Origin of the sequence: Micromonospora haikouensis (genome assembly GCF_000876225.1) — a bacterium.
In the GTDB taxonomy this organism is placed as follows: Bacteria; Actinomycetota; Actinomycetes; order Mycobacteriales; family Micromonosporaceae; genus Micromonospora; species Micromonospora haikouensis.
The window spans coordinates 3,117,913-3,136,937 of sequence record NZ_JXSX01000001.1; the positions used below are offsets into that span (position 1 = coordinate 3,117,913).

Consider the following 19,025-nt stretch of genomic DNA (forward strand, 5'->3'; position numbering starts at 1 on the left):
CCACCGGCCGGCCACGGGAACTCACCCGGGGCCGGCCGGTGGACGTTGGGCGGGGCGTGGGCCACGGGCGCCCCGCCGGCTGAGCGCGGCGGCGGCGACGAGCACGGTCACCACGAGCGCGCCGAGGAGGGTGAGGCCGGCCACGCGTACCGCCCGGGACGGGCCGGGGTGGACGGGCACGGCGACCGGGCCGGCGGCGACCGGCACCGGCGGGCCGGCCTGGCGGGGGGCGAGGGCGGCGACGGCGGCGTACGCGTCGAGGACGCCGGCCCCGCTTGCGCCCTCGCGACCACCGCCGGGCACGGGCAGCGCGGTCCGTTCGAGGCGGGCGCGGACCTCGGCCTGGGACAGGCCGGGATGGTACGAGCGGACCAGGGCGGCCACGCCGGCCACGTAGGCCGCCGCCACCCCCGCCCCGCCGACGGTGTAGTGGCCAAAGCCGCGCGGGGCGATCCCGAGGCCGGCGCCCGGGGCGGCGAGGTCGACACCGGCGTCGGCCCCCACCGGGCCGGGGACCCCGTCGACGCCGACCGCGTTCACCGCCAAGACCGTCGGATACCCGGCGGGATAGCCGGCCGGGGGGTCCGCGCCGTCGCCCCGCCCCTGGTCGTTGACGGCGGCGACGACCAGGGCGTCCCGCTCGGCGGCGGCCTGCACGGCGCGGGCCAGCTCGCCGCTGTCGGTGGTGACCCCGGTGGCGACGAGGATCACGTCCGCCCCGGCGGCGGTGGCGAGCCGGATGCCGGCGGCGAGGCGGGCGGGGCTGATCCGACGGTTCGCGTCGGTGACCCGGATCGGCAGGATCTCGGCGTCCGGGGCGAGGCCGGTGGGGCCGACGTCGCCCGTCGGACGGGCCGCGACGATGCCGGCCAACGCCGTACCCCGGCCGGCGCAGTCGCTGTCCGCCCGGCCGCCGGTGACGTCGGCACCCGCGCGCACCGAGCCGGCCAGGGCGGGCGCGGCGGCGCTCACGCCGGTGTCCACGACGGCGACCACCACCCCCGCGCCCCGGGTCAGCGGCCAGCTGGCCTGCGGGGCGAGGCGGCGCAGCGCCCACGGGGTCTCCCGCGCCGTCACCGGGGACGGCCCGACGCAGGTGCCCGCCGCCTGGGGCAGCGGCGGCGGCTGGTCGACCCCGGTGGCCCGCGCCGGTGGGGCGGCGAGGACGGCGACGGCGATCAGCGTGCCGACGGCACCGGCGCGGGCCCGGCGGGCCGGAGCGCTCACGGCAGCGGCGCCGGTTCCGGCGTCGCCCCGGGTCGGGCGGGCGCGGCGGGGTCCGGGGCCTGCCGGGCGAAGCGGCGGGCCCGCCGGGCGAGCAGCCCCACCGCGGCCAGGAGGAGGAGGCCGAGGCCGGCGAGCGCCAGCGGATGGGGGCCGGCGGCCCCGCCGGCGGCCGGCGCTGCCGGACCGGCCGGGTCCGGGCCGACCGCCGCCGACGGGTCGATCATGCCCCAGCCGTTCTCGGGGCTCGGGCTCGACCGGCCCCCCGGGTCGGCGGTGGCCTTGATCCGGCTGGCCACCTGGGCGGCATCCGACTCGGGCAGCGCGGCGCGCACCAGGGCGACGGTGCCGGCGACGTAGGCGACGGCGTACTCGGTGCCGCTGCGCGGGCGCGCCCCGGTGGCACCGACGCCGAGCGCCGGCACGTCGAGGCCGGGCGCGGTGACGTCGACCCCGCCGGCCGGGTACGCCGCGACGGGCCGCAGGTCGGGGCCGACCCCGCCGACCCGGAGCAGCCCGTCCTGCGCCTGCGCGGCGGTGCCGTCGGCGGTGGCGGCGGGGGCGACCACCACCACGTCGTGCGCCACGGCGGAGCGCACGGCCCGCGCCACGGCGGGATCGGTGAGCTTCGCGTACCCGCCCAGGGCGATGACGCGCGCGCCGGCCGAGACGGCGACCTCGATGCCGAGGGCGGTCCGCGCCGGGTCGGCGTCGGCGGTGGCGGAGACGATCCGGACCGGCAGGATGCGCGCCCCGGGGGCGACGCCCACCACCGGCCGGCCCGGACCGGTGCCGGTGTCCGCCGCGATCACGCTCGCCATCGCGGTGCCCGTGCCCAGGCAGTCGGTGTCGGCGCGGGCCTTGCCGGTGGTGAGGTCGGCACCGGGGGCGACCCGGCCGGCCAGGGCGGGCAGGCCGCCGTCGACACCGGAGTCCACCACCGCCACCAGCGTCCCGGCCCCCCTGCTGCGCGGCCAAGCCCGCGAGGGGGAGAGCGCCGCGTCGGCCCAGTCGGACCCGGTGCCGGCGGAGGCGGCGACGACGCAGGTCGAGGCACCCGCCGTGGACCGGGCCGGCGAGCCGTTCGGGGCAACCGCCGGCAGCAGGCCGTAGCGGACCCCGTCGCCGACGGCGTCCCAGGGCAGCACCAGGACCCAGCCCGCGGCCAGCCGCTGCCCGACGGCGGTGAGGGTCCGGCCGTCCGGCTGCCGACGTCCCTCGTTGAGCCGGTAGATCTCGTCGGCCCGGTCGGGATCGGCCAGGAACCGGGCGGCGAGGCCGGTCAGGTCGTCCGCCGTGCCCCGGGGCCCGGCGGTCACCGCGTAGTACTTCACGTACGCCGGGGGCGGTGCCGCCGCGACCGGGGTGACGGGGGCGACGACCAGCGCGCCGGCCGCCACGAGACAGCCCAGCGCGCGCGCCCACGAGAACCCTGCCCAGGAAACCAGCACCCGGATCATCCACCGCCTCCTCACCGCGGACGGGCGCCGGCCGGCGGGGCGCCTCGGGCCGACAACGGTCCGCCGCCGGTCACGGTTCACCGCCGGCGGCGGAAAGTTCGCCGACGGGCCCGCCGCCGGGCAGGCCGGGGGAGCCGTCGACCTCGCCGGCGGCGGCGCGGGGCGTCACCGACCAACGGGCCCGCAGCGCCCGGCCGACGACGACCGGCACCAGGCGGTGCCCGGTCAGGGCGGCGACCTGGCGGGCGAACGCCAGTTCGGGGCCGGACAGGCCGCCGGTGAGCACCACCCCGACGCCCTCGGGCAGGCCCGCCTCGTCGGTGGGGAAGTCCGGCCGGCGTACGCAGCCGTCGGGCAGGTCGGCGCCAAACAGGTCACCGACGACGGTGACCCTGTGCCCGGCGGCGTGCACCTGCTCGGCCAGCTCCCGGGCATACCGGCTGGCGGTGCCGGGCGGGCCGGTCACGGTGAACACGTCCGGGACGCCGGCCAGGTCGACCCAGAGCGACCAGCCCTGCCGGTCGCCCAGCCGCACCGGGAGTCGCATCGCCGGCCGGGGGCGCTCCGGGGCGTACCAGGCGTAGCGGGTCTGTCCGGCGCCCGGTGCCGCGCCGCTGACCCGGACCGTCAGGGTGCCGGCGGCCGAGATCACCTCGGTGCGCAGGTCGCCGTCCGTGTCGGGCGGGGGTTCTGTCGTGGTGGGTCGGGGCGCCGCCGGCGGCTCGGCAACGGCGGTGACCTCCGCCGTCGGCGGCTCGGCCGTGTCGGCGTCGTCCGCCGTGGGCGGCTCGGCCGTGTCGGCGTCGTCCGCCGCCGGGGCCGCGGTGAGCGCGAGCCGGGGCGGGCGGGCGGGCAGGGCGCGGCGGCGTCGGGCCCGTCGGCGTACCCGGGTGGCTCGGCGGGCCCGGGCGGCGAGGAGCAGGGCCGCGAGGAGCAGGGCGACGACGGCGAGTCCGGCGCCACCGGCGAGATGGCCGGGCCGGCGCGGCGGGGCCGGGTCCGGTCGTGCCGGGGTGGCCGTGGCGGCGACGGTCGGGACCGCGCCGGTGCGCACGCCCGGCCCCCGGGCGTCGGCCGGCAGCTCCAACACCCAGCCGGGACGCAGCTCGGCGGGGTCGGTCAGGCGTCCGCCGTCGGGCTGGGGCCGGTCCCGGTTCAGATCGAAGATCTCCCGGTACCGGTCGCCGCTGCCGAGGGTGCGCGCCGCGATCTGGTAGAGGTACTCCCGCTGACCGGCCACCGGTGGGCCCACCACGTAGTACCTCCCGCTCGCCGCCGCGCCGGGAGACGGCGCGGCCCCGGCCGGGGCGGGCGGCGGCACGAGCGCGGCCAGGAGCGCCACCGCCGCGACGAGGGCACCGCGCCGCAGGGGGCGCCCGTCGGCACCGCGCCGGTTGGCTGAGTCCTCCGGTGGCCGGCTGCCGCCGGCAGCGGTCGGGAAAAGCACGCGCACCTTCCTCCATCCGGGCCGAGCGGAGCCCGTCGTGGGCCTGCGGGCCTACAACGGCGGCGGCCGGCGATCCGTTCAGCGCGGCCTGCCGCGAACCGCCCGCCGGTTTGCCGAATCGCAATCGGGGGGACATCGGGTGTCCCGGGTGGACGCCGTAGCCTGGGCGGGATCGCGATCATCGCCTGGGAGGTAGCGCTGTCCCGCCCGCTTCCGGTGACGAGGCGCCGGCGGGCCCGGCGGGCCCGTCTCCTGCCCGGCCTCCTGCTGTGCTGGCTCTGCATCCTCGCCTCGACCGTGGTCGTGGCGGTGCCTGCGGCGGCCACGCCCGCGCCCGCGTCCAGCGCCGGCAGCGCCGCGCCGAGCGCGCCGGCCCCGCCGGGCCGCGACGTCGCACCCGGCGGGTTCGTGAAGTACGTGGTGGTCCGCGCCGAGCAGGGGCGGGTCGACCACCTCTGGGAGATCGCGCTGCGGGTCCTCGGCGACGCCCAGCGCTACCTGGAGATCTTCGCCCTGAACAAGGGACGGGTCCAACCGGACGGCATCCCCGTCACCGACCCCGGCGTGCTGCGCCCGGGGTGGATCCTGGTGCTGCCGTGGGACGCCGTCGGCGCCGAGGTGGGTTACGGTCCGCTGCCGGCGTTCACCCCGGCGAGCCCGACGCCGTCGAAGGGGTCCCGCCCGACCGCCGCGCCGAACAGCGACGTGGTCTGCACGGTGGCGTCGAAGCGGCGGGTCACCGGGGTGCCGTGGGCGCAGCTGCGGTTGACCCCGGAGGTCGCGTGGACGCGCGGCAAGGGGGCGGGGGTCTCGGTCGCGGTCATCGACTCCGGTGTGGACGGCACGCTGCCGGCGCTGGGCGGCCGGGTGCGCCCCGGTGTGGACGCCGCCGCCGGCACCGGCGAGGGATCGCGGGGGGACCGGGACTGCACGGGACACGGCACCGCGATGGCCGGCATCGTCGCCGCCGCCGCGCAGCGGGGCACCGACTTCGTCGGCGTCGCCCCGGAGGCCACCATCGTGCCGGTGAAGATCGGGGTGAGCGGCGGGGTGGCGGACTCGGCGGACCTGGTGACCGCGCTGCGGGTGGCGACGGCACAGCGGGCCGGGGTCGCCATGGTCGGCGCGTCGGTGGACACGACCGACAAGCGGGTGGTGGCGGCCCTGCGCGCGGCGGTCGACCGGGGAACCACCGTGGTGGTGGCCGCCCCGGCGGCGACGGCGGCGAAGGGCGCGGCCCTGCCCGAGGGGGTGCTGCGGGTCGGCGCGGTGGGCCCCGACGACCGGCTGACCGAGGTGTACCGGCCGGGCGAGGTCGACGTGGTGGCGCCCGGCGTGGACGTGGTGAGCCTCGGGATCGGCTCGGGCGAGGTGGAGGGCAGCGGCACCGACTACGCCGTCCCGTTCGTCGCCGGGCTGGTGGCGCTGGTGCGCTCCAGCGAGCCACGGCTCGGCGCGGCCGAGGCGGCGGCCCGGGTCACGGCCACGGCCGACGGGGCGGCGGCGGGTGCCCGCAGCCAGCGCGACCGGGAGTACGGCTGGGGCATGATCAACCCTGCGGCGGCGGTGAACGCCAAGCCGGCCGGCGTCACCGCCACCGTCGAGCGGCGGAGCCCGGCCGGCGCGATCGCCGCGCTGGTGGCGATCCTCGCGCTCGCCGCCCTCGCCGTCGGCCTGCGCCTGCGCCGCCGCCCCTGACCGCCGCCGCACCCGGCCGCACCCCGCCGTCCCTGACCGGCGCCGCCCCGGCCCCGTTGCGCGCCGCGCGGGTGCCGCGCCCAGTGGTCAGGGCGCGGGCTCGACGTACGCGGTCTGGATCATCCGGTGCCCGCGCCGGGTCAGCACCATGGCCCGGCCGGGCGGCAGGTGTCGACCCTTCACCCCGCCGAGCAGCGGCCCCTCCGTCGGTGGGCAGGACAGGGCGAGGTCCGGGCTGTTGGCCTCCTGGAGCCGGCGCAGCAGCGGATCCATCGACATCCGCATGAGGTTCGCGGTGCCCCGCACCACCACCATGTGCAGGCCGATGTCGGTGCCGTGCGGCACGTACGGGATCAGCGGTTGCAGGGGGTTGTCCTGCCCGGCGAGCATCTCGAAGTCGTCGACCAGCACGAACAGCCGGGGCCCGGTCCACCAGTCGCGGCGGCGCAGCTGCTCGGGGCTGATGTCCTTGCCCGGCAGGCGTCCCTTGAGACCGGCCACCGCGTCGGCGATGGTCTCCCGGGTGGCATCGGCCGAGACCGAGTAGCCGAGGCGGTAGTCGTCCGGGATCGTGTCGAACAGCTGCCGCCGGTAGTCGACGACGAGGATCCGCGCCTCGGCCGGGGTGAACCGGCCGACGATCATCCGGGCCAGGTGCCGCAGCAGGTTGGTCTTGCCGCTCTGGCTGTCGCCGAGCCCCGTCAGGTGCGGCAGCTCCGCGAAGTCGTGCCAGTACGGCTGCAGGTCGGTCTCGTCCAGGCCGAGCGGCACCCACAGGTCCCCCTCGGCGGGCGGGAGGTCGGCGGCGGGCAGCACCGCCGGCAGGGTCCGCACGGGCGGTGCCTCCGGCCCGGGCCAGAACTCGGCGACCGTGGCGGCCAGTTCCCGCGCACCCTCGGCCGAGCTCGCCGGGTCCGGGTTGCCGTCGATGCGCGGCAACGCCCCCAGGAAGTGCAGCTTCTCCGGCGTGAGCCCATGGCCCGGGGCGCGCGGCACGGTAGCGGCCAACCGCAGGTCGATGGCGGAGTCGACGGCGTCGCCGAGGCGCAGCTCCAGTTTGATGCCGAGCTGGTCGCGCATGCTGTGGTGCACCTCCGACCAGCGGGCCGCGCTGACGATCAGGTGCACCCCGAAGTTGAGGCCCCGGGCTGCGATCTCGCGCAGCGAGACCTCCAGCGGCTCGAACTCCTGCCGCAGCGTGAACCAGCCGTCGACCACCAGGAACACGTCGCCGTACGGGTCGTCGGCGATCCGGCCCTCGGCCCGCAGCCGCCGGTAGGTCTGGATGCTGTCGATGCCCTGCTCGGCGAAGCGCCGCTCCCGCCGGGTGATGAGGCCGGTGACCTCGGTGACGGTCCGGCCGACCCGGTCGGTGTCGAGCCGGCCGGCGACGCTGCCCACGTGGGGCAGCCCGGCGACGGTGCCCAGGGTGCCGCCGCCGAAGTCCAGGCAGTAGAACTGCACGTCGGTGGGGCGGTGGGTCAGCGCGAGCGCGCAGATCAGCGTCCGGATCAGGGTGCTCTTGCCGCTGCGGGTGCCGCCGGCGACCCCGATGTGTCCGCCCACCCCGGACAGGTCCACGGTGAGCAGGTCGCGCAGCTGCTCGTAGGGCTTGTCGATGAAGCCGAGCGGGACGACCAGCCGGCCGTTGCCGGGCCAGTCCGTGGCGACCAGCCCGAGGTCGGGGTCGGGCGCGAGGGCCGGCAGGAGACTGTCGAGGGTGGGGGAGTCGGCCAGCGGCGGCAGCCAGACCTGGTGGGCCGGCGGCCCGGAGTCGACGAGCTGGTCGGTGACGATCGAGAAGACGGCCCGCGCGGCGGGCGTCTCCGGCTCGTCCTGCGGCGGGGCCGGCTCGTCCCGCGGTGGGGCCGGCGTCTCGACCGGCACGAGCTCCAGCCCGTAGGGCACCACCTGCCGCTGGACCACCTCCTGCCGGGCCCGGCTGCGGCGCGGGCGGTACTCCCCGGAGACGTAGGCGGCCTTGAACCTGATCAGGGTGGAGACGTCCATCCGCAGGTACCCGTTGCCCGGCGCGGCCGGCAGCTCGTACGCGTCGGGCACCCCGATCACCGACCGCGACTCCATCGCCGAGAAGGTCCGCAACCCGATCCGGTACGACAGGTGCGACTCCAACTGCCCGATCCGGCCGTCGTCGACGCGCTGGCTGGCCAGCAGCAGGTGCACCGCGAGCGACCGGCCGAGCCGTCCGATCATGACGAACAGGTCGATGAAGTCGCGGTGCGCGGCGAGCAGCTCGGAGAACTCGTCGACGACCACGAAGAGGGTGGGCAGCGGGTCGAGCGGCGCACCGCCGGCGCGGGCCTTCTCGTAGTCGAGCACCGAGCTGTAGCCGCCGGCCGCCCGCAGCAGCTCCTGGCGGCGCACCAGCTCGCCGTGCAGGGCGTCGCGCATCCGGCCGACCAGCGACGCCTCGTCGGCCAGGTTGGTGATCACCGCGGAGGTGTGCGGCAACCGGTCCAGGCCGAGGAACGTGGCCCCGCCCTTGAAGTCGACCAGGACGAGGTTGAGCGTCTCCGAGGAGTGCGTGACGGCCAGCGCCAGGACCAGGGTGCGCAGCAGCTCGCTCTTGCCCGACCCGGTCGCGCCGATCAGCATGCCGTGCGGCCCCATCCCGCCCAGCGCGGACTCCTTGATGTCCAGCTCCACCGGGGCGCCCGTGGCGTCGACCCCGATCGGCACCCGCAGCCGCGCGTCGGGGGCGCGCCGCCCGCGCAACGCGGCCAGGTCCAGCCGTTCCAGGTCGGGGATGCCCAGCAGCGTGCCGAGGTCGAAGTCGGCCTTCATCGGCTCGGGGGCGAGCTCGGTGCTGACCGCCAGCCGGTAGGGCGACAGGAGCCGGGCGACCGTCCGGGCCCGCGCCGGGCCGAGCAGGTCGGGGGCGGCGAGCACCTGCCGGGTCTCCTGGCCGACCCGGTCCCGGCCGAGCATGGTCAGCGCGTCGACGGTGACCTCCAGGTTGAGGATCCCCTTCCCGGTGGCGACCGGCGGGTCGTCCAGGTCGACGAAGACGGCGTTGCGGTAGCCGCCGGCGGTGAGCCGGTGCCCGGCCGGCACCCGGCCGCCGTCGCGGACGACCACCACGTACGGCTCGTCCCGGTCGGCGGTGGCCCCCGGCTCGTACCGGGGGCGGCCGGTGAACTCCGCGCCGAGGAGCCGTTCGAGCCGCTCTATCCCGTCGGCGGCGAGCCGCAGACCGCCCGCGGCGTCCTGCTCGGCGGGATGCTGGGCGTGCGGCAGCCACTTGGCCCACTCCCACGCCGCGAGCCCGTCCGGCCCGACGCAGAACGCCACCCGGACCTCCTCGGGCGCGTGCAGCGTGCCGAGCTGGGCGAGCAGCGACCGCAGCAGGGCCCGGGCCAGCGCCCGCTCGCCGGTGACCCGGATCTCGGCGAAGCCCGGCAGGAACAGCGCCACCGGCTGGTCCGGCAGGGTGCTGTACGCCCTGATGAACCGGCGCAGCGCCTTGGCCGCCACCGGTTCGAGGTCCTCGACGGGCTTGGTCTGCATCGGGGCGATCCGCACCGCCAGCCGCTGCTCGCCGGTGCCGACGCGGACCTCCAGGAAGTCCGGGTGGGTGGGGCGGCGCTCCCAGCGCCGGGTGGTCATCGCCAGCGACCACAGCGACGCCGGGTCGGGGTGCCGCCAGAGGCTGGACGCGCGCTGCTCGACCGCGAACCGGCGCACCCGCCGCCGGTGCTGGGCGAGGTAGCGCAGGTAGTCGCGGCGGTCGCCGCCGTGCCGCTGCTTGCGTTCCCCGCTGCTGGCGATGATCGAGCCGATCATCACCCCGCCCATGGCCACCGCCATCATGCCGGCCATCACCCAGGTCAGCGGGCCGCGCGACGGGCCCATGAACATCAGCATCATCACGCCGGTCATGAGCGCCATCGGCAGCACCATCATGGCCTGCCGGGCGCCGTTCTGCTGCGGCTCACTCAGCTCCGGCGGCTCCTGGAGGGTCAACTCGCCGGTGGGCATCTCCGGCCCGCCGCGCCGCGCCGGTCGCCGGAACAGCACCGTCCCCATACCCGTCCCCCTCCACACCCGGCCTCGGTCCGAACCCCACAACGGAGCCGGGGCGCATTCGGGTCGATTCCTTTTCGTCGGTCCGGCGCGGGCGGTCCGCCCGGGAGCGGTCCGGAGGCGGCGCGGGCCGTGGTCGGCAGCCGGCGGGAAAGAAAAACCGGGTCGCCGTTGAACCGTCCGCCGACGGCTCCGTTGAAGGGGCCATGACTGGCACCGTGACCGAGCAGATGTGCCGGCTGGTCGTGCGTGGACCCAGCCGGCAGATCGAGGTCGCCGTCCCGGCCGGGGTCGTCGTCGCCGACCTGCTGCCGGCGCTGCTGCACCACCTCGGCGACGGGCTGGCCGACACCGGACTCGGCCACGGCGGCTGGGTCCTGCAACGGGCCGGCGCGGCCCCGCTCGACGAGGAGAGCAGCGTCGCCGCGCTCGACCTGCACGACGGCGACCTGGTCTACCTGCGTCCGCGCGCCGACCAGCTGCCCGAGGTCGACTTCGACGACCTCGTCGACGGGATGGCGACCGGGGTGCGGGACCGGCCCGGCCGGTGGCGCCCCGAGCTGAACCGGCCGATGGCGCTGGCCGTGGCCGGTCCGCTGCTCGCGGTCGGCCTGCTGGCCCTGCTCATGCCCGGCCCGGTCCCGCTGCGGTCGGCGGCGGCGCTGACGGTGGCGGTGCTGGCGCTGGCCGGCGGGGCGGCCCTGGTCCGGGCCGCCGGCGAGCGGGGCTTCGGGGTGCTGCTCGCGGTCGCCGCGACCGGCTACGCCGCGGCGGCCGGGCTCGTGCTGCCCGGGGACGCCGGCGCGGCCTGGCCGCTGGCCGTGCCGCAGGTGCTGGGCGGCACCGCCACCGCGGCGGCCGTCGCCGTGCTCGCCGCCGGCCTGCTCGGGGCGGCCACCCCGGTCTTCGTCGCCCTGGCCACCGCCCTGCTGCTGGGCGTGCTCGGCGGGGCCGCCGCCACCGCCGGCGGGCTCACCGGGGCGCAGGCCGGCGCGGTCGTGGCGGTGGCGGCGACCGCCCTGGTGCTGACGGTGCCGCTGCTCGCGTTCCGCCTCGCCGGGCTGCGCCTGGCCCCGCTGCCGACCCGGCCCGAGCACCTCCAGGAGGACATCGACCCCGAGCCCGCCGGCCCGCTGATGGACCGGGCACGGGCCGTCGACCGGCTGATGACCGCCCTGTACGCCGGTGCGGCCGCCGCGACCGCAGTGGCGCTGCTGGTGGTGGCGCACCGGGCGGGCTGGGCCGAGCTGACCCTGGTGGTGCTGGTCGCGCTCGTCTGGTCGCTGAACGCCCGGCCGATGACCAGCGCCTGGCACCGGCTGGCGCAGGGCGTACCGGCGCTGTTCGGGCTGACCGCGGCGGCCGTCGACACGCTGGCCGGCCTCGGGCCGGTGGGCCGGATCGCGGCGCTCGGTGCGCTGCCGGTGGCCGTGCCGGCCCTGCTGGTGGCCGCGCGGAGCCTGAGCGAGCGGCGGGTGACGCCGTACTGGGGGCGGGTCGGCGACCTCACGTTGACCGCGGCGGCCGTGGCCCTGCTGCCGATCCTGCTCGCCGTCCTCGGCGGGTACGGCTTCTTCCGGGCGATCGGGGGCTGACGCCGTGCAGTCCCGACGCGACCAGGTGCAGGCCCAGTCCCACCTGCTCGGCCGGCTCAGCGCCGCGCTGGTGGCCGGCGATCCGGACGGTCTGGAGACGCCGCACCGGCGCACCACCGTCGGCCTGCTCGCCGGGATCCTGGTCGCCGCGCTGGTCGCGGGGGGCTTCACCCTGTACGGCTTCTTCGCCCCCGGCGGGGCCACCGCCTGGCGGCGGGCCGGGGCGCTGGTGGTGGAGAAGGAGACCGGGTCGCGTTACCTCTTCCTGGACGGCCGGCTGCGTCCTGTGCTCAACTACGCCTCGGCGCGGCTGCTGCTCGGCGAGGACCTCGCCGTCGTCACCGTGTCGGCGAAGTCGCTGCGCGGGGTGGCGCACGGGCAGCCCGTCGGCATCGTGGGCGCCCCCGACGTGCTGCCGGCCGGTGGGCTGGCCGGTGCCCACTGGACCGCCTGCGCGCCCGCCGCCACGGACCTGGCCGGCACCGAGACGACCGCGCTCACCCTGGCCGTCGCGGCGACGGCGGACGGGACCGCGCTGCCGGCCGACCGGGCGCTGCTGGCCCGGCCGGCTGGCGACCCGGCCGCCGGCCACCTGATCTGGAACGGCCGCCGGTTCCGCCTCACCGCGCCGTGGCTGCCGGCCGTGCTCGGCCACGACGGGCCGGCGGTCACCGTGCCGGCGGCCTGGCTGGACCTGCTGCCGGCCGGGCCGGACCTGGGGCCGGTGGCCGTGCCGGGGCGCGGCGAGGCCGGGCCGGTGGTGGACGGGCAGCCGACCCGCGTCGGCCAGCTCTTCACCGCCCGGACCGCCGAGGGCTCGGAACGCCACTACCTGCTGCGCCGCGACGGGCTGGTCCGGCTCACCCCGCTGGCGTACGCGCTGCTGGCCGCCGACCCCGCCACCGTCGCCGGTTACGACGGCCGGGCGGTGGTCCCGACCCCGCTCAGCCCGGCTGCGCTGGCCCGGCTGCCCGTCGCGGCGCGGCCGCCGCTGGCCGACGAGCTGCCGGAGGTGGCGCCGACGGCGGCGTCCCGCGGCCCCGGTCTCGCCTGGTGCCTGCGGTTCGGCGCCGACGGCCGCCCCCGGGTCGTCGCGGCCCGGGCGGTGACGGCGTCCGGGACCGTCCGGGGCGGGGTCGGGGTGACCCGGACCGCGCGCACCGCCGACGCGGTGGCGGTCGCCCCCGGGCTCGGCGGGCTGCTGGTCGCCGGCCGCGGCGGGGAGCCCGGCACCGGCTACTACCTGGTGACCGACGCCGGGGTGAAGTACCCCCTCGCCGGCGGCGCGGTGGCGGAGCGGCTGGGCTACCCGCCCGCGAACGCGACCGTCGTCTCGCCGGACCTGATCGACCTGCTGCCGACCGGCCCCACCCTCGACCCGCGCGGGGTCGTCGGATGAGGCCGGCCCGGCAGGGGAGCCGGCGCCGCGGATCCGCCGCGAGCGCCCGAACCGGAAAGGAACGCACATGCCACTCGGCAATGAAGTCGACGAGCAGACCATCCGCAGCACCATCTCCGCGATGAACCAGACCGACGCGCAGTGCGACGCGGCGCAGCGCGCCGTCGACAACACCGCCAGCTTCCTGGACACCCAGTGGCGCGGGGAGGCGAAGACCGTCTTCACCAACTCCATCCAGCAGTGGCTGGAGGGGCTGAGCAAGGTGAAGCAGGGCCTGCTCGACCTGAACGTCGCGATGACCAGCCACTACCAGACCAGCGCGCAGGTGGAGCAGGACAACGCCCTCTCCGCGAGCTGGACCTGACCACCGACCGACCCATCAGGGAGGGCGACCATGCCGTCGTACGGACTCAACCCCAACGGGCTGCTGGACAGCTCGGCCGAGCTGCAGGGCGTCACCAACAGCATCCAGAACGCGATCGACGAGCTCAACACCGTCGTGCAGACGTACGTCAACGCCAACTCCGGTGACACGCGGGAGGCGTTCACCGCGGCGCAGGCCAAGTGGAACACCGGGATCAACGAGATGCGCCAGGCGCTCGCCGCCGCGTCGTCCCGGCTCGACCAGATCCACGACAACTACCGGCTGGGCGACGCGCGGGGCGCCGCGCTGTTCCAGGGCAACGTCTGACCTTCGGTGCGGCGGGCGGCACGGGGCCGCCCGCCCCCCACCTCGCGGAAAGGAGCACCCGATGCCGATCGTCATCGACGAGCCGTACATCAACCAGATCATCGCGAAGCTGAACAGCCTGCGGGACGCGGTCGACACCGCCACCTCCGGGCAGGGCCAGTACGTGTCGCAGACGCTGCGCGACCTGACCGTCTCGGCCGGCACGAGCAACTTCGAGCCGGGCAAGACCATCCGCGACCAGGTCAACAAGACCGGCGACACGCTGCTGACCCGGATGACCGGCTACCGGACCACGATGAACAGCCTCGCGGTCGGGCTGACCGAGCTGCTCGCGAACTCGGACTACGTCGAGTCGCTCAACTCGATCACCGCCGAGCGGTTCCTGGAGTACCTCCCGACCACCGGCGGCACCGGTACCCCCACCACCGGCACCCCCAACCCGACGGCGTGACCCGGTGACCGCGCCGTACCAGGACATGTCCCAGTGGACCTGGGAATCGATGCTCCAGAACGTCCTGGGCGAGGGCAAGGACGGCCCGGACGGCACCAGCGGCACCCTGCTGGACCGCAGGCTGGTGGCCGGGCCGGACGTCCGGTGGCTGCGCCTCGTCGACCATTCCGACGCCGTGACCGAGTCCTCGGAGCCGCCCGACGTCAGCGACTGGACCGACCGGACCGACTCGCTCGACGGCAACGAGTTCTTCCTCTTCCGGGTCAGCACGGTCGGCTCGCTGCGGGACGGAAAGCCGCACTACACCATCCGGAGCCAGCACATCCAGGTGAAGATCGTCTTCAGCGAGTCGCAGACCGAGGGGGCACCCTCGCCACGCGGTGCCTTCGAGACGTTCTACAAGTCCAGTGAGGGGGCGTTGCAGCGGCTGACCAGCGGGACCAACCCCGTGTTCAGCTGGAAGAGCTTCACCGACGCCGCACTGATGCTGAACGACGTGGAGAAGAACCTGGTCAGCACCGAGCGGGAGCTGAAGGCCATCCTGGACCGGGTCGGCGACGACGCGTCCGGGTTCCAGGGCAGCGCCTCCGGGGTGTTCATCGGGCTGCTGGCGAACCTGCGCCGGGACGTCCACCGGCTCGCCGTCGACATGAACGCGAACAGCGCGGACCGCGCCTGGTCAGACCAGGTCGACGACGTGGTCGACGACATGACCACCTTCCGCAACAAGATCGCCAGCTCGTTCCGGGAGTTCAGCGACCACACGTTCCAGTGGTTCAACGGCTACAACCCGACCACGCTGATCGATTCCCTGAAGAAGATCATCGCCGAGGTCAGGACGGGCAACTTCACCCAGGTCACGATCACCCTCCCGGACGCGTACGGCAACGGCACGGTGAACACCGGCACCTTCAACCTGATGACGGAGGCCGGCTGGCAGGCGGTCGACAACCTGGTCAAGGGGGCCTGGCTCGGCCAGTTGCGTGAGCTGGACGCCACGATGCGCGCCGAGCTGGCGCGGCTGACGACCAGCCTGCGCGCCGTCACCCACCTGGTGAGCGTCATCTCGCCGCCGCCGACCCGCGGCAACACCGACACCACCCCGCCGCCGGGGGGCACCCCCGACATCGGCGGGCCGGACCTGAACGGCGGCGGTGGCCCCGACCTGAACGGCGGCGGCGATCTCGGCCTCGGTGGCGGCGGTGACCTCGGTCTGGGTGGCGGTGGCGATCTCGGTCTGGGCGGTGGCGGTGACCTCGGGCTCGGTGGCGGCGGCGATCTCGGTCTGGGCGGCGGTGGGGACCTCGGCCTGGGCGGCGGCTCGGGCCTCGGCCTGGGCGGCGGCGATCTGGGCCTGGGTGGCGGTTCCGGTCTGGGGCTGGGCGGGGGTAGTGGATCGGGCGGTCTGGGCCTCGGTGGCGGCGGCGATCTCGGCACCGGCGGGCTGGGCGGCGTCGGCGGCGGCATCGACTGGGACGACCTGCTCGGCGGCGGCACCGGGTCGGGCTCGGGCGGCGGCGGCCTCGGTGGCGGGATCGGTGGGGGCCTGGGCGGCGGTGTCGTCCCCGGCCTGCCCCCGGGACTGGGCGGCTCGGGCGGTCTCGGCGGTGTCAAGGGCGGCGGGGCGGGCGGCCTCGGCGACGACACGACCAACCCGTCGGCGCAGTTCCCGACTGACGTGGACGGCGTCGACGTCGGCAACCTGGGCGGCGGGTCGCCGGGCGAGTCCTCGACCAGCGGGATGGCCCTCGGCAGCGAGCTGGCCGCGTTGCTCGGCGAACCGGCGGGCCTCGAGACCGCCGGCAGTGGGGCGCGCGGCGCGGACTCCGCGACCTCGGCCGCCGGTGGGTTCCCGATGATGCCGCCGATGGGCGGCATGGGCGGCATGGGCGCGGGCGGCCAACAGGGGGAAAAGGACCGTGAGCGCAAGACCTGGCTGGAGGAGGACGAGGACGTCTGGGGCACCGACCCGGACTGCGGGATGGCCGTCATCGGCCGGGCCGAGCAGTCCGAGGAGCCGGCCACCACGGCACCGGCCGCGCCGCGCAGAACCGGCGGGCCGCTCGGTCCCACCCGGGCGACGGGACGTCGCCGTGGCTGACCGTCGACCCGGGCGGGCCGCGCGGTGACCGCCCCGAACCAGGAGTTCGCCGGCTGGACCTGGGAACGGATGCTGCGGGACGTCCTCAACGAGGGCCGCGACGGCGCCGACCAGTTCAGCGGCACGCTGATCGACCGCAACCTCGTCGCCGGCCACGGGGTCACCTGGGTCCGGTTCGTCGAACGGCGTACCCAGGAGCTGGACCGGGGCACTCGCCCCACCGTGGAGCCGGGGGACCGTGAGCTGATCGGCTACCGTCGGGTCGGTCCCGGGGTGGACGACCCGCAGCGGGATCTCTGGGAGATCGTGCGGGGTCACATCACCTTCTGGGAGGGGGCCGGCGGACCGCCGCCGAGCACCGCGTTCGACAGCTTCTACCGGGCCAGCGTCAACGCCCTCACCCGGCTGTACGCCGGCACCAACGGCTGGTTCAGCGAGCGCAGCTTCACCGACGCCGGCAACCTGCTCTGGCGGGTCGAGCAGACGCTGCTGACCACCGCCGCCGAGCTGCGGGTGCTGCGCGACGGGATCAGCGGGGCCGGTTCCGGGTTCGACGGGTCGGCGTCGGCGGTCTTCGTGGCGGCGTTGAACTCGCTGCACGCGGACATCGACCGGCTCACCCGGGACATGAACGCGACGAACGACGCCAACGCCTGGTCGGACCGGGTCTTCGAGCAGTCGAACGACTTGCTGATGTTCCGCGAGCGGATCAACGACGCCTGGCGGGTCTTCAGCGACCACACCCACGAGTGGTACAACACGTACCATCCGGCCGCGTTGTTCAGCACGGTCCGCAGCATCCTCGAACAGGTCGACCAGGGCAGCCTGAACGCGGTGCTGGTCACCGTGCCGGACACCTACGGCACCGGCTCCAACAGCGGCACGTACGACCTCACCACCGCCGCCGGGTGGGCCGATCTCGACGTGCTGCTCCGCTCCGCCTGGCTGCGGCAGCTCGTCCTGCTCGACATGCAGATGCGGACCGCGCTGGGCCAGCTCGTCGCCGCGTTGCGCCAGACCAGCGGGATCGTCAACCGGTTCACCGGTCCCCCCGGCGGCGGGCAGTCCCCGCCGCCCCTGGAGGGTTCCTCGGACGGCCCCACCGACGGCCCGCCCCGCGACGAGGTGCGGTTCACCAGCACCCAGTTCGGCGGCACCGGCTTCGACGGGCCCGACGGCACCGGGGGCGGCGGGCCGGACGTGACGTTCTCCTCCTCGGGGGCCGGCGGGACGGGGAACGTCCTGGCCGGCGGGCCGGCGGCCATCGGTGCGGTCGGCGCGCTGGGCGGCGGCGGATTCGGCGGGGCGGGCATCGGGTCCGCCCTCGGCGCGGCGAGCCTGGCCGGCGGCTCCGGCGGCCTCGACACCTCAGGCGTGGCCGGCGACGGCGTCGGCGCGTTCGGTGCTGTCGGGCGTACCGGCATCGGCGGGTGGGGCGGCGGGGCGCTGGCCGGAGTGGGGGGCCTGGCCGGCGGCGTCGGCCCGGTGATCGGCGGACGGGCCGGCGGCGGCGTTGCGGACGCCGACCGCCGCTCCGGCGGCGCGCTGGGGAACTGGGCCGACGGCGGCGTCGACATCGGCGACCTGGCCGACGCGCCGGTCGCGGTCGCGCCCGGCGCGGCCGTCGGTGGTTCCGCCGTCGGCCGGGAACTCGCCGCCCTGCTCGCCGGTCCGCCCGGCGGCGTCGGCGGCGCGGGGTTGCCCGGTGGTACGGGGTCCTCCGGCGGCGTCGGGGGCGCGGGGTCCCCCGGCGTGGCGGGCGGCGGTGCCGGGGCACCCGGACCGCCGGGTTCCGGCCGACCCGCCGGGCCTCCGCTCCTGCCGGCGATCGGCGCGCCGGTGAGCCGGGCGGGCGGCGACGACGCGCGGCGCAGCACCCGGTTGACCGAGGACGACGAGGCATGGGGGGCCGACCCGACGTGCACGGCGGCCGTGGTCGGCCGGACCGATCCGCCGAGGCGGCAACCGGTGGCGGCGCCGGTCGACATGGCGCAGGCACCGGCCGTCGGCCCGGTGGTCCACGGTCGGGAGCACGCGCGCGGCCAGGGCTGACATCCGGCGACACCGAACGGCGGGCGACCGCCGCCGGTGACCCCACGAGACAGAGACGAACCACGGGAACCAGGAGGTGAGGACATGTCGAGTCCGTTGTCCAACCAGGTCGAGCAGGCGCTCGCCGAACTCGAACGGCAGAAGGCCGCGATCGACGAGATCCAGGGCGACCTGCACACCGCGTACAGCACGGTGACCGCGAAGAACCGGGCGGTCGCGGTCACCGTGGACAGCCGGGGAACGGTCACGGCGATCAAGTTCCCGACCTCGGCGTACCGGTCGATGGCCGGCCCGGAGCTGGGCGAGCTGCTGGTCGACACGATCGGGTCGGCCCGGGACGAGGCGCTGGCCCGCACCGTCGCCGCGTTCGAGTCGCTGCTCCCCGCCGGGCTGCCCATGATCGACCTGTTGACCGGCGAGGCCGACCCCGAGCGCGGCCCGCTGCCGATGGACCGGCTGCTCGCCGAGGTGTTCCGCGTCGCCGAGCCGGACGACGCCCCGGTGCCGCCGCCCGCGACGGGTGCCCGCTGATGGCCCCGGCGACCGGGCCGATCGGCGCCGACACCGGCCGGCTGACGAACCCGAACTTCGACCCGTTCACCGAGGAGCTGGACCGGGTCCAGCGGGCGTTGCGGCGCAGCGACACCGACCATCCCGGACTCGTCGGCGAGCCGTACGCCGACATCGACGAGATCGTGGCGAACCTGCCGAAGGCGGCGCTCGGCGCGGATCTCATCCAGCTCCTGGGCGCGGTGCCGCAGGGCTACCAGGACGACCTGCGGAAGCTGGGGCAGATCCTGGCCAACGTGGAGGCGACCAACGCCGACATGGCCGGCGGGGTCAACAACGGCCGGCACTCCTAG

General features: G+C 76.5%; 14 protein-coding genes. 10 read left to right on the forward strand and 4 right to left on the reverse strand.

Features of this window, described 5'->3' with window-relative positions; genetic code table 11:
* Nucleotides 1–21: 21 nt before the first annotated feature.
* The 3 genes from TK50_RS12950 to TK50_RS32165 form a co-directional block, all read right to left on the reverse strand.
* On the reverse strand, nucleotides 22–1,227 hold the full coding sequence (locus TK50_RS12950) for a S8 family serine peptidase (protein WP_052503716.1): 1,206 nt from the start codon (nucleotides 1,225–1,227) through the stop codon (nucleotides 22–24).
* Nucleotides 1,224–2,684: a S8 family serine peptidase gene (locus TK50_RS12955; RefSeq protein WP_052503717.1), complete on the reverse strand. Its 1,461-nt coding sequence runs from the start codon at nucleotides 2,682–2,684 to the stop codon at nucleotides 1,224–1,226. Before TK50_RS12955 ends, TK50_RS12950 begins: the two co-directional genes overlap by 4 nt.
* A gap of 70 nt (nucleotides 2,685–2,754) precedes the next feature.
* Nucleotides 2,755–4,137, reverse strand: a complete 1,383-nt coding sequence (locus TK50_RS32165) for a hypothetical protein (RefSeq protein WP_158499167.1) — start codon at nucleotides 4,135–4,137, stop codon at nucleotides 2,755–2,757.
* 210 nt (nucleotides 4,138–4,347) lie between these two features.
* Here TK50_RS32165 and TK50_RS12965 point away from each other — a divergent pair, with 210 nt between their 5' ends.
* Complete coding sequence (locus tag TK50_RS12965; protein ID WP_052503719.1) at nucleotides 4,348–5,829, forward strand: S8 family serine peptidase; 1,482 nt, start codon at nucleotides 4,348–4,350, stop codon at nucleotides 5,827–5,829.
* A gap of 87 nt (nucleotides 5,830–5,916) precedes the next feature.
* Here the strand turns inward: TK50_RS12965 and TK50_RS12970 are convergent, their stop codons facing one another.
* Complete coding sequence (locus TK50_RS12970; protein ID WP_043962980.1) at nucleotides 5,917–9,876, reverse strand: type VII secretion protein EccC; 3,960 nt, start codon at nucleotides 9,874–9,876, stop codon at nucleotides 5,917–5,919.
* A gap of 203 nt (nucleotides 9,877–10,079) precedes the next feature.
* On the opposite strand from TK50_RS12970, the gene eccD reads away from it, so the two are divergent.
* From eccD to TK50_RS13015, 9 genes are all read left to right on the forward strand, one after another.
* A complete protein-coding gene (gene eccD / locus TK50_RS12975; RefSeq protein WP_043962982.1) occupies nucleotides 10,080–11,468 on the forward strand; it encodes a type VII secretion integral membrane protein EccD in 1,389 nt (462 codons plus the stop codon).
* Between the two features lie 4 nt (nucleotides 11,469–11,472).
* Nucleotides 11,473–12,867, forward strand: coding sequence for a type VII secretion protein EccB (gene eccB, locus TK50_RS12980; protein WP_043962983.1), 1,395 nt, complete (start codon nucleotides 11,473–11,475; stop codon nucleotides 12,865–12,867).
* A gap of 67 nt (nucleotides 12,868–12,934) precedes the next feature.
* Nucleotides 12,935–13,231 carry a WXG100 family type VII secretion target gene (locus TK50_RS12985; RefSeq protein WP_043962984.1) on the forward strand — a complete coding sequence of 99 codons (297 nt, stop codon included), beginning with the start codon at nucleotides 12,935–12,937 and terminating at the stop codon, nucleotides 13,229–13,231.
* Between the two features lie 30 nt (nucleotides 13,232–13,261).
* Complete coding sequence (locus TK50_RS12990) at nucleotides 13,262–13,558, forward strand: WXG100 family type VII secretion target (RefSeq protein ID WP_043962985.1); 297 nt, start codon at nucleotides 13,262–13,264, stop codon at nucleotides 13,556–13,558.
* Between the two features lie 61 nt (nucleotides 13,559–13,619).
* Nucleotides 13,620–14,009: a hypothetical protein gene (locus tag TK50_RS12995; RefSeq protein WP_043962986.1), complete on the forward strand. Its 390-nt coding sequence runs from the start codon at nucleotides 13,620–13,622 to the stop codon at nucleotides 14,007–14,009.
* A gap of 4 nt (nucleotides 14,010–14,013) precedes the next feature.
* Complete coding sequence (locus TK50_RS32170; RefSeq protein ID WP_052503720.1) at nucleotides 14,014–16,110, forward strand: hypothetical protein; 2,097 nt, start codon at nucleotides 14,014–14,016, stop codon at nucleotides 16,108–16,110.
* Nucleotides 16,111–16,134: 24 nt separating this feature from the next.
* Nucleotides 16,135–18,162, forward strand: coding sequence for a hypothetical protein (locus tag TK50_RS32175; protein WP_052503721.1), 2,028 nt, complete (start codon nucleotides 16,135–16,137; stop codon nucleotides 18,160–18,162).
* 84 nt (nucleotides 18,163–18,246) lie between these two features.
* Nucleotides 18,247–18,693, forward strand: coding sequence for a YbaB/EbfC family nucleoid-associated protein (locus TK50_RS13010; RefSeq protein WP_082106278.1), 447 nt, complete (start codon nucleotides 18,247–18,249; stop codon nucleotides 18,691–18,693).
* Nucleotides 18,693–19,025 (forward strand): hypothetical protein, encoded by a 333-nt coding sequence (locus TK50_RS13015; RefSeq protein WP_043962988.1) that lies wholly within the window; start codon nucleotides 18,693–18,695, stop codon nucleotides 19,023–19,025. Before TK50_RS13010 ends, TK50_RS13015 begins: the two co-directional genes overlap by 1 nt.

What these genes read in the sequence shown, in the direction of transcription:
- eccD (WP_043962982.1), top strand. Translation starts at nt 10,080, where the DNA reads ATGACTGGCACCGTGACCGAGCAGATGTGCCGGCTGGTCGTGCGTGGA.
- TK50_RS13015 (WP_043962988.1), top strand. Translation starts at nt 18,693, where the DNA reads ATGGCCCCGGCGACCGGGCCGATCGGCGCCGACACCGGCCGGCTGACG.
- TK50_RS13010 (WP_082106278.1), top strand. Translation starts at nt 18,247, where the DNA reads ATGTCGAGTCCGTTGTCCAACCAGGTCGAGCAGGCGCTCGCCGAACTC.
- TK50_RS12990 (WP_043962985.1), top strand. Translation starts at nt 13,262, where the DNA reads ATGCCGTCGTACGGACTCAACCCCAACGGGCTGCTGGACAGCTCGGCC.
- TK50_RS12985 (WP_043962984.1), top strand. Translation starts at nt 12,935, where the DNA reads ATGCCACTCGGCAATGAAGTCGACGAGCAGACCATCCGCAGCACCATC.
- TK50_RS12955 (WP_052503717.1), bottom strand. Translation starts at nt 2,684, where the DNA reads ATGATCCGGGTGCTGGTTTCCTGGGCAGGGTTCTCGTGGGCGCGCGCG.
- TK50_RS12995 (WP_043962986.1), top strand. Translation starts at nt 13,620, where the DNA reads ATGCCGATCGTCATCGACGAGCCGTACATCAACCAGATCATCGCGAAG.
- TK50_RS12970 (WP_043962980.1), bottom strand. Translation starts at nt 9,876, where the DNA reads ATGGGGACGGTGCTGTTCCGGCGACCGGCGCGGCGCGGCGGGCCGGAG.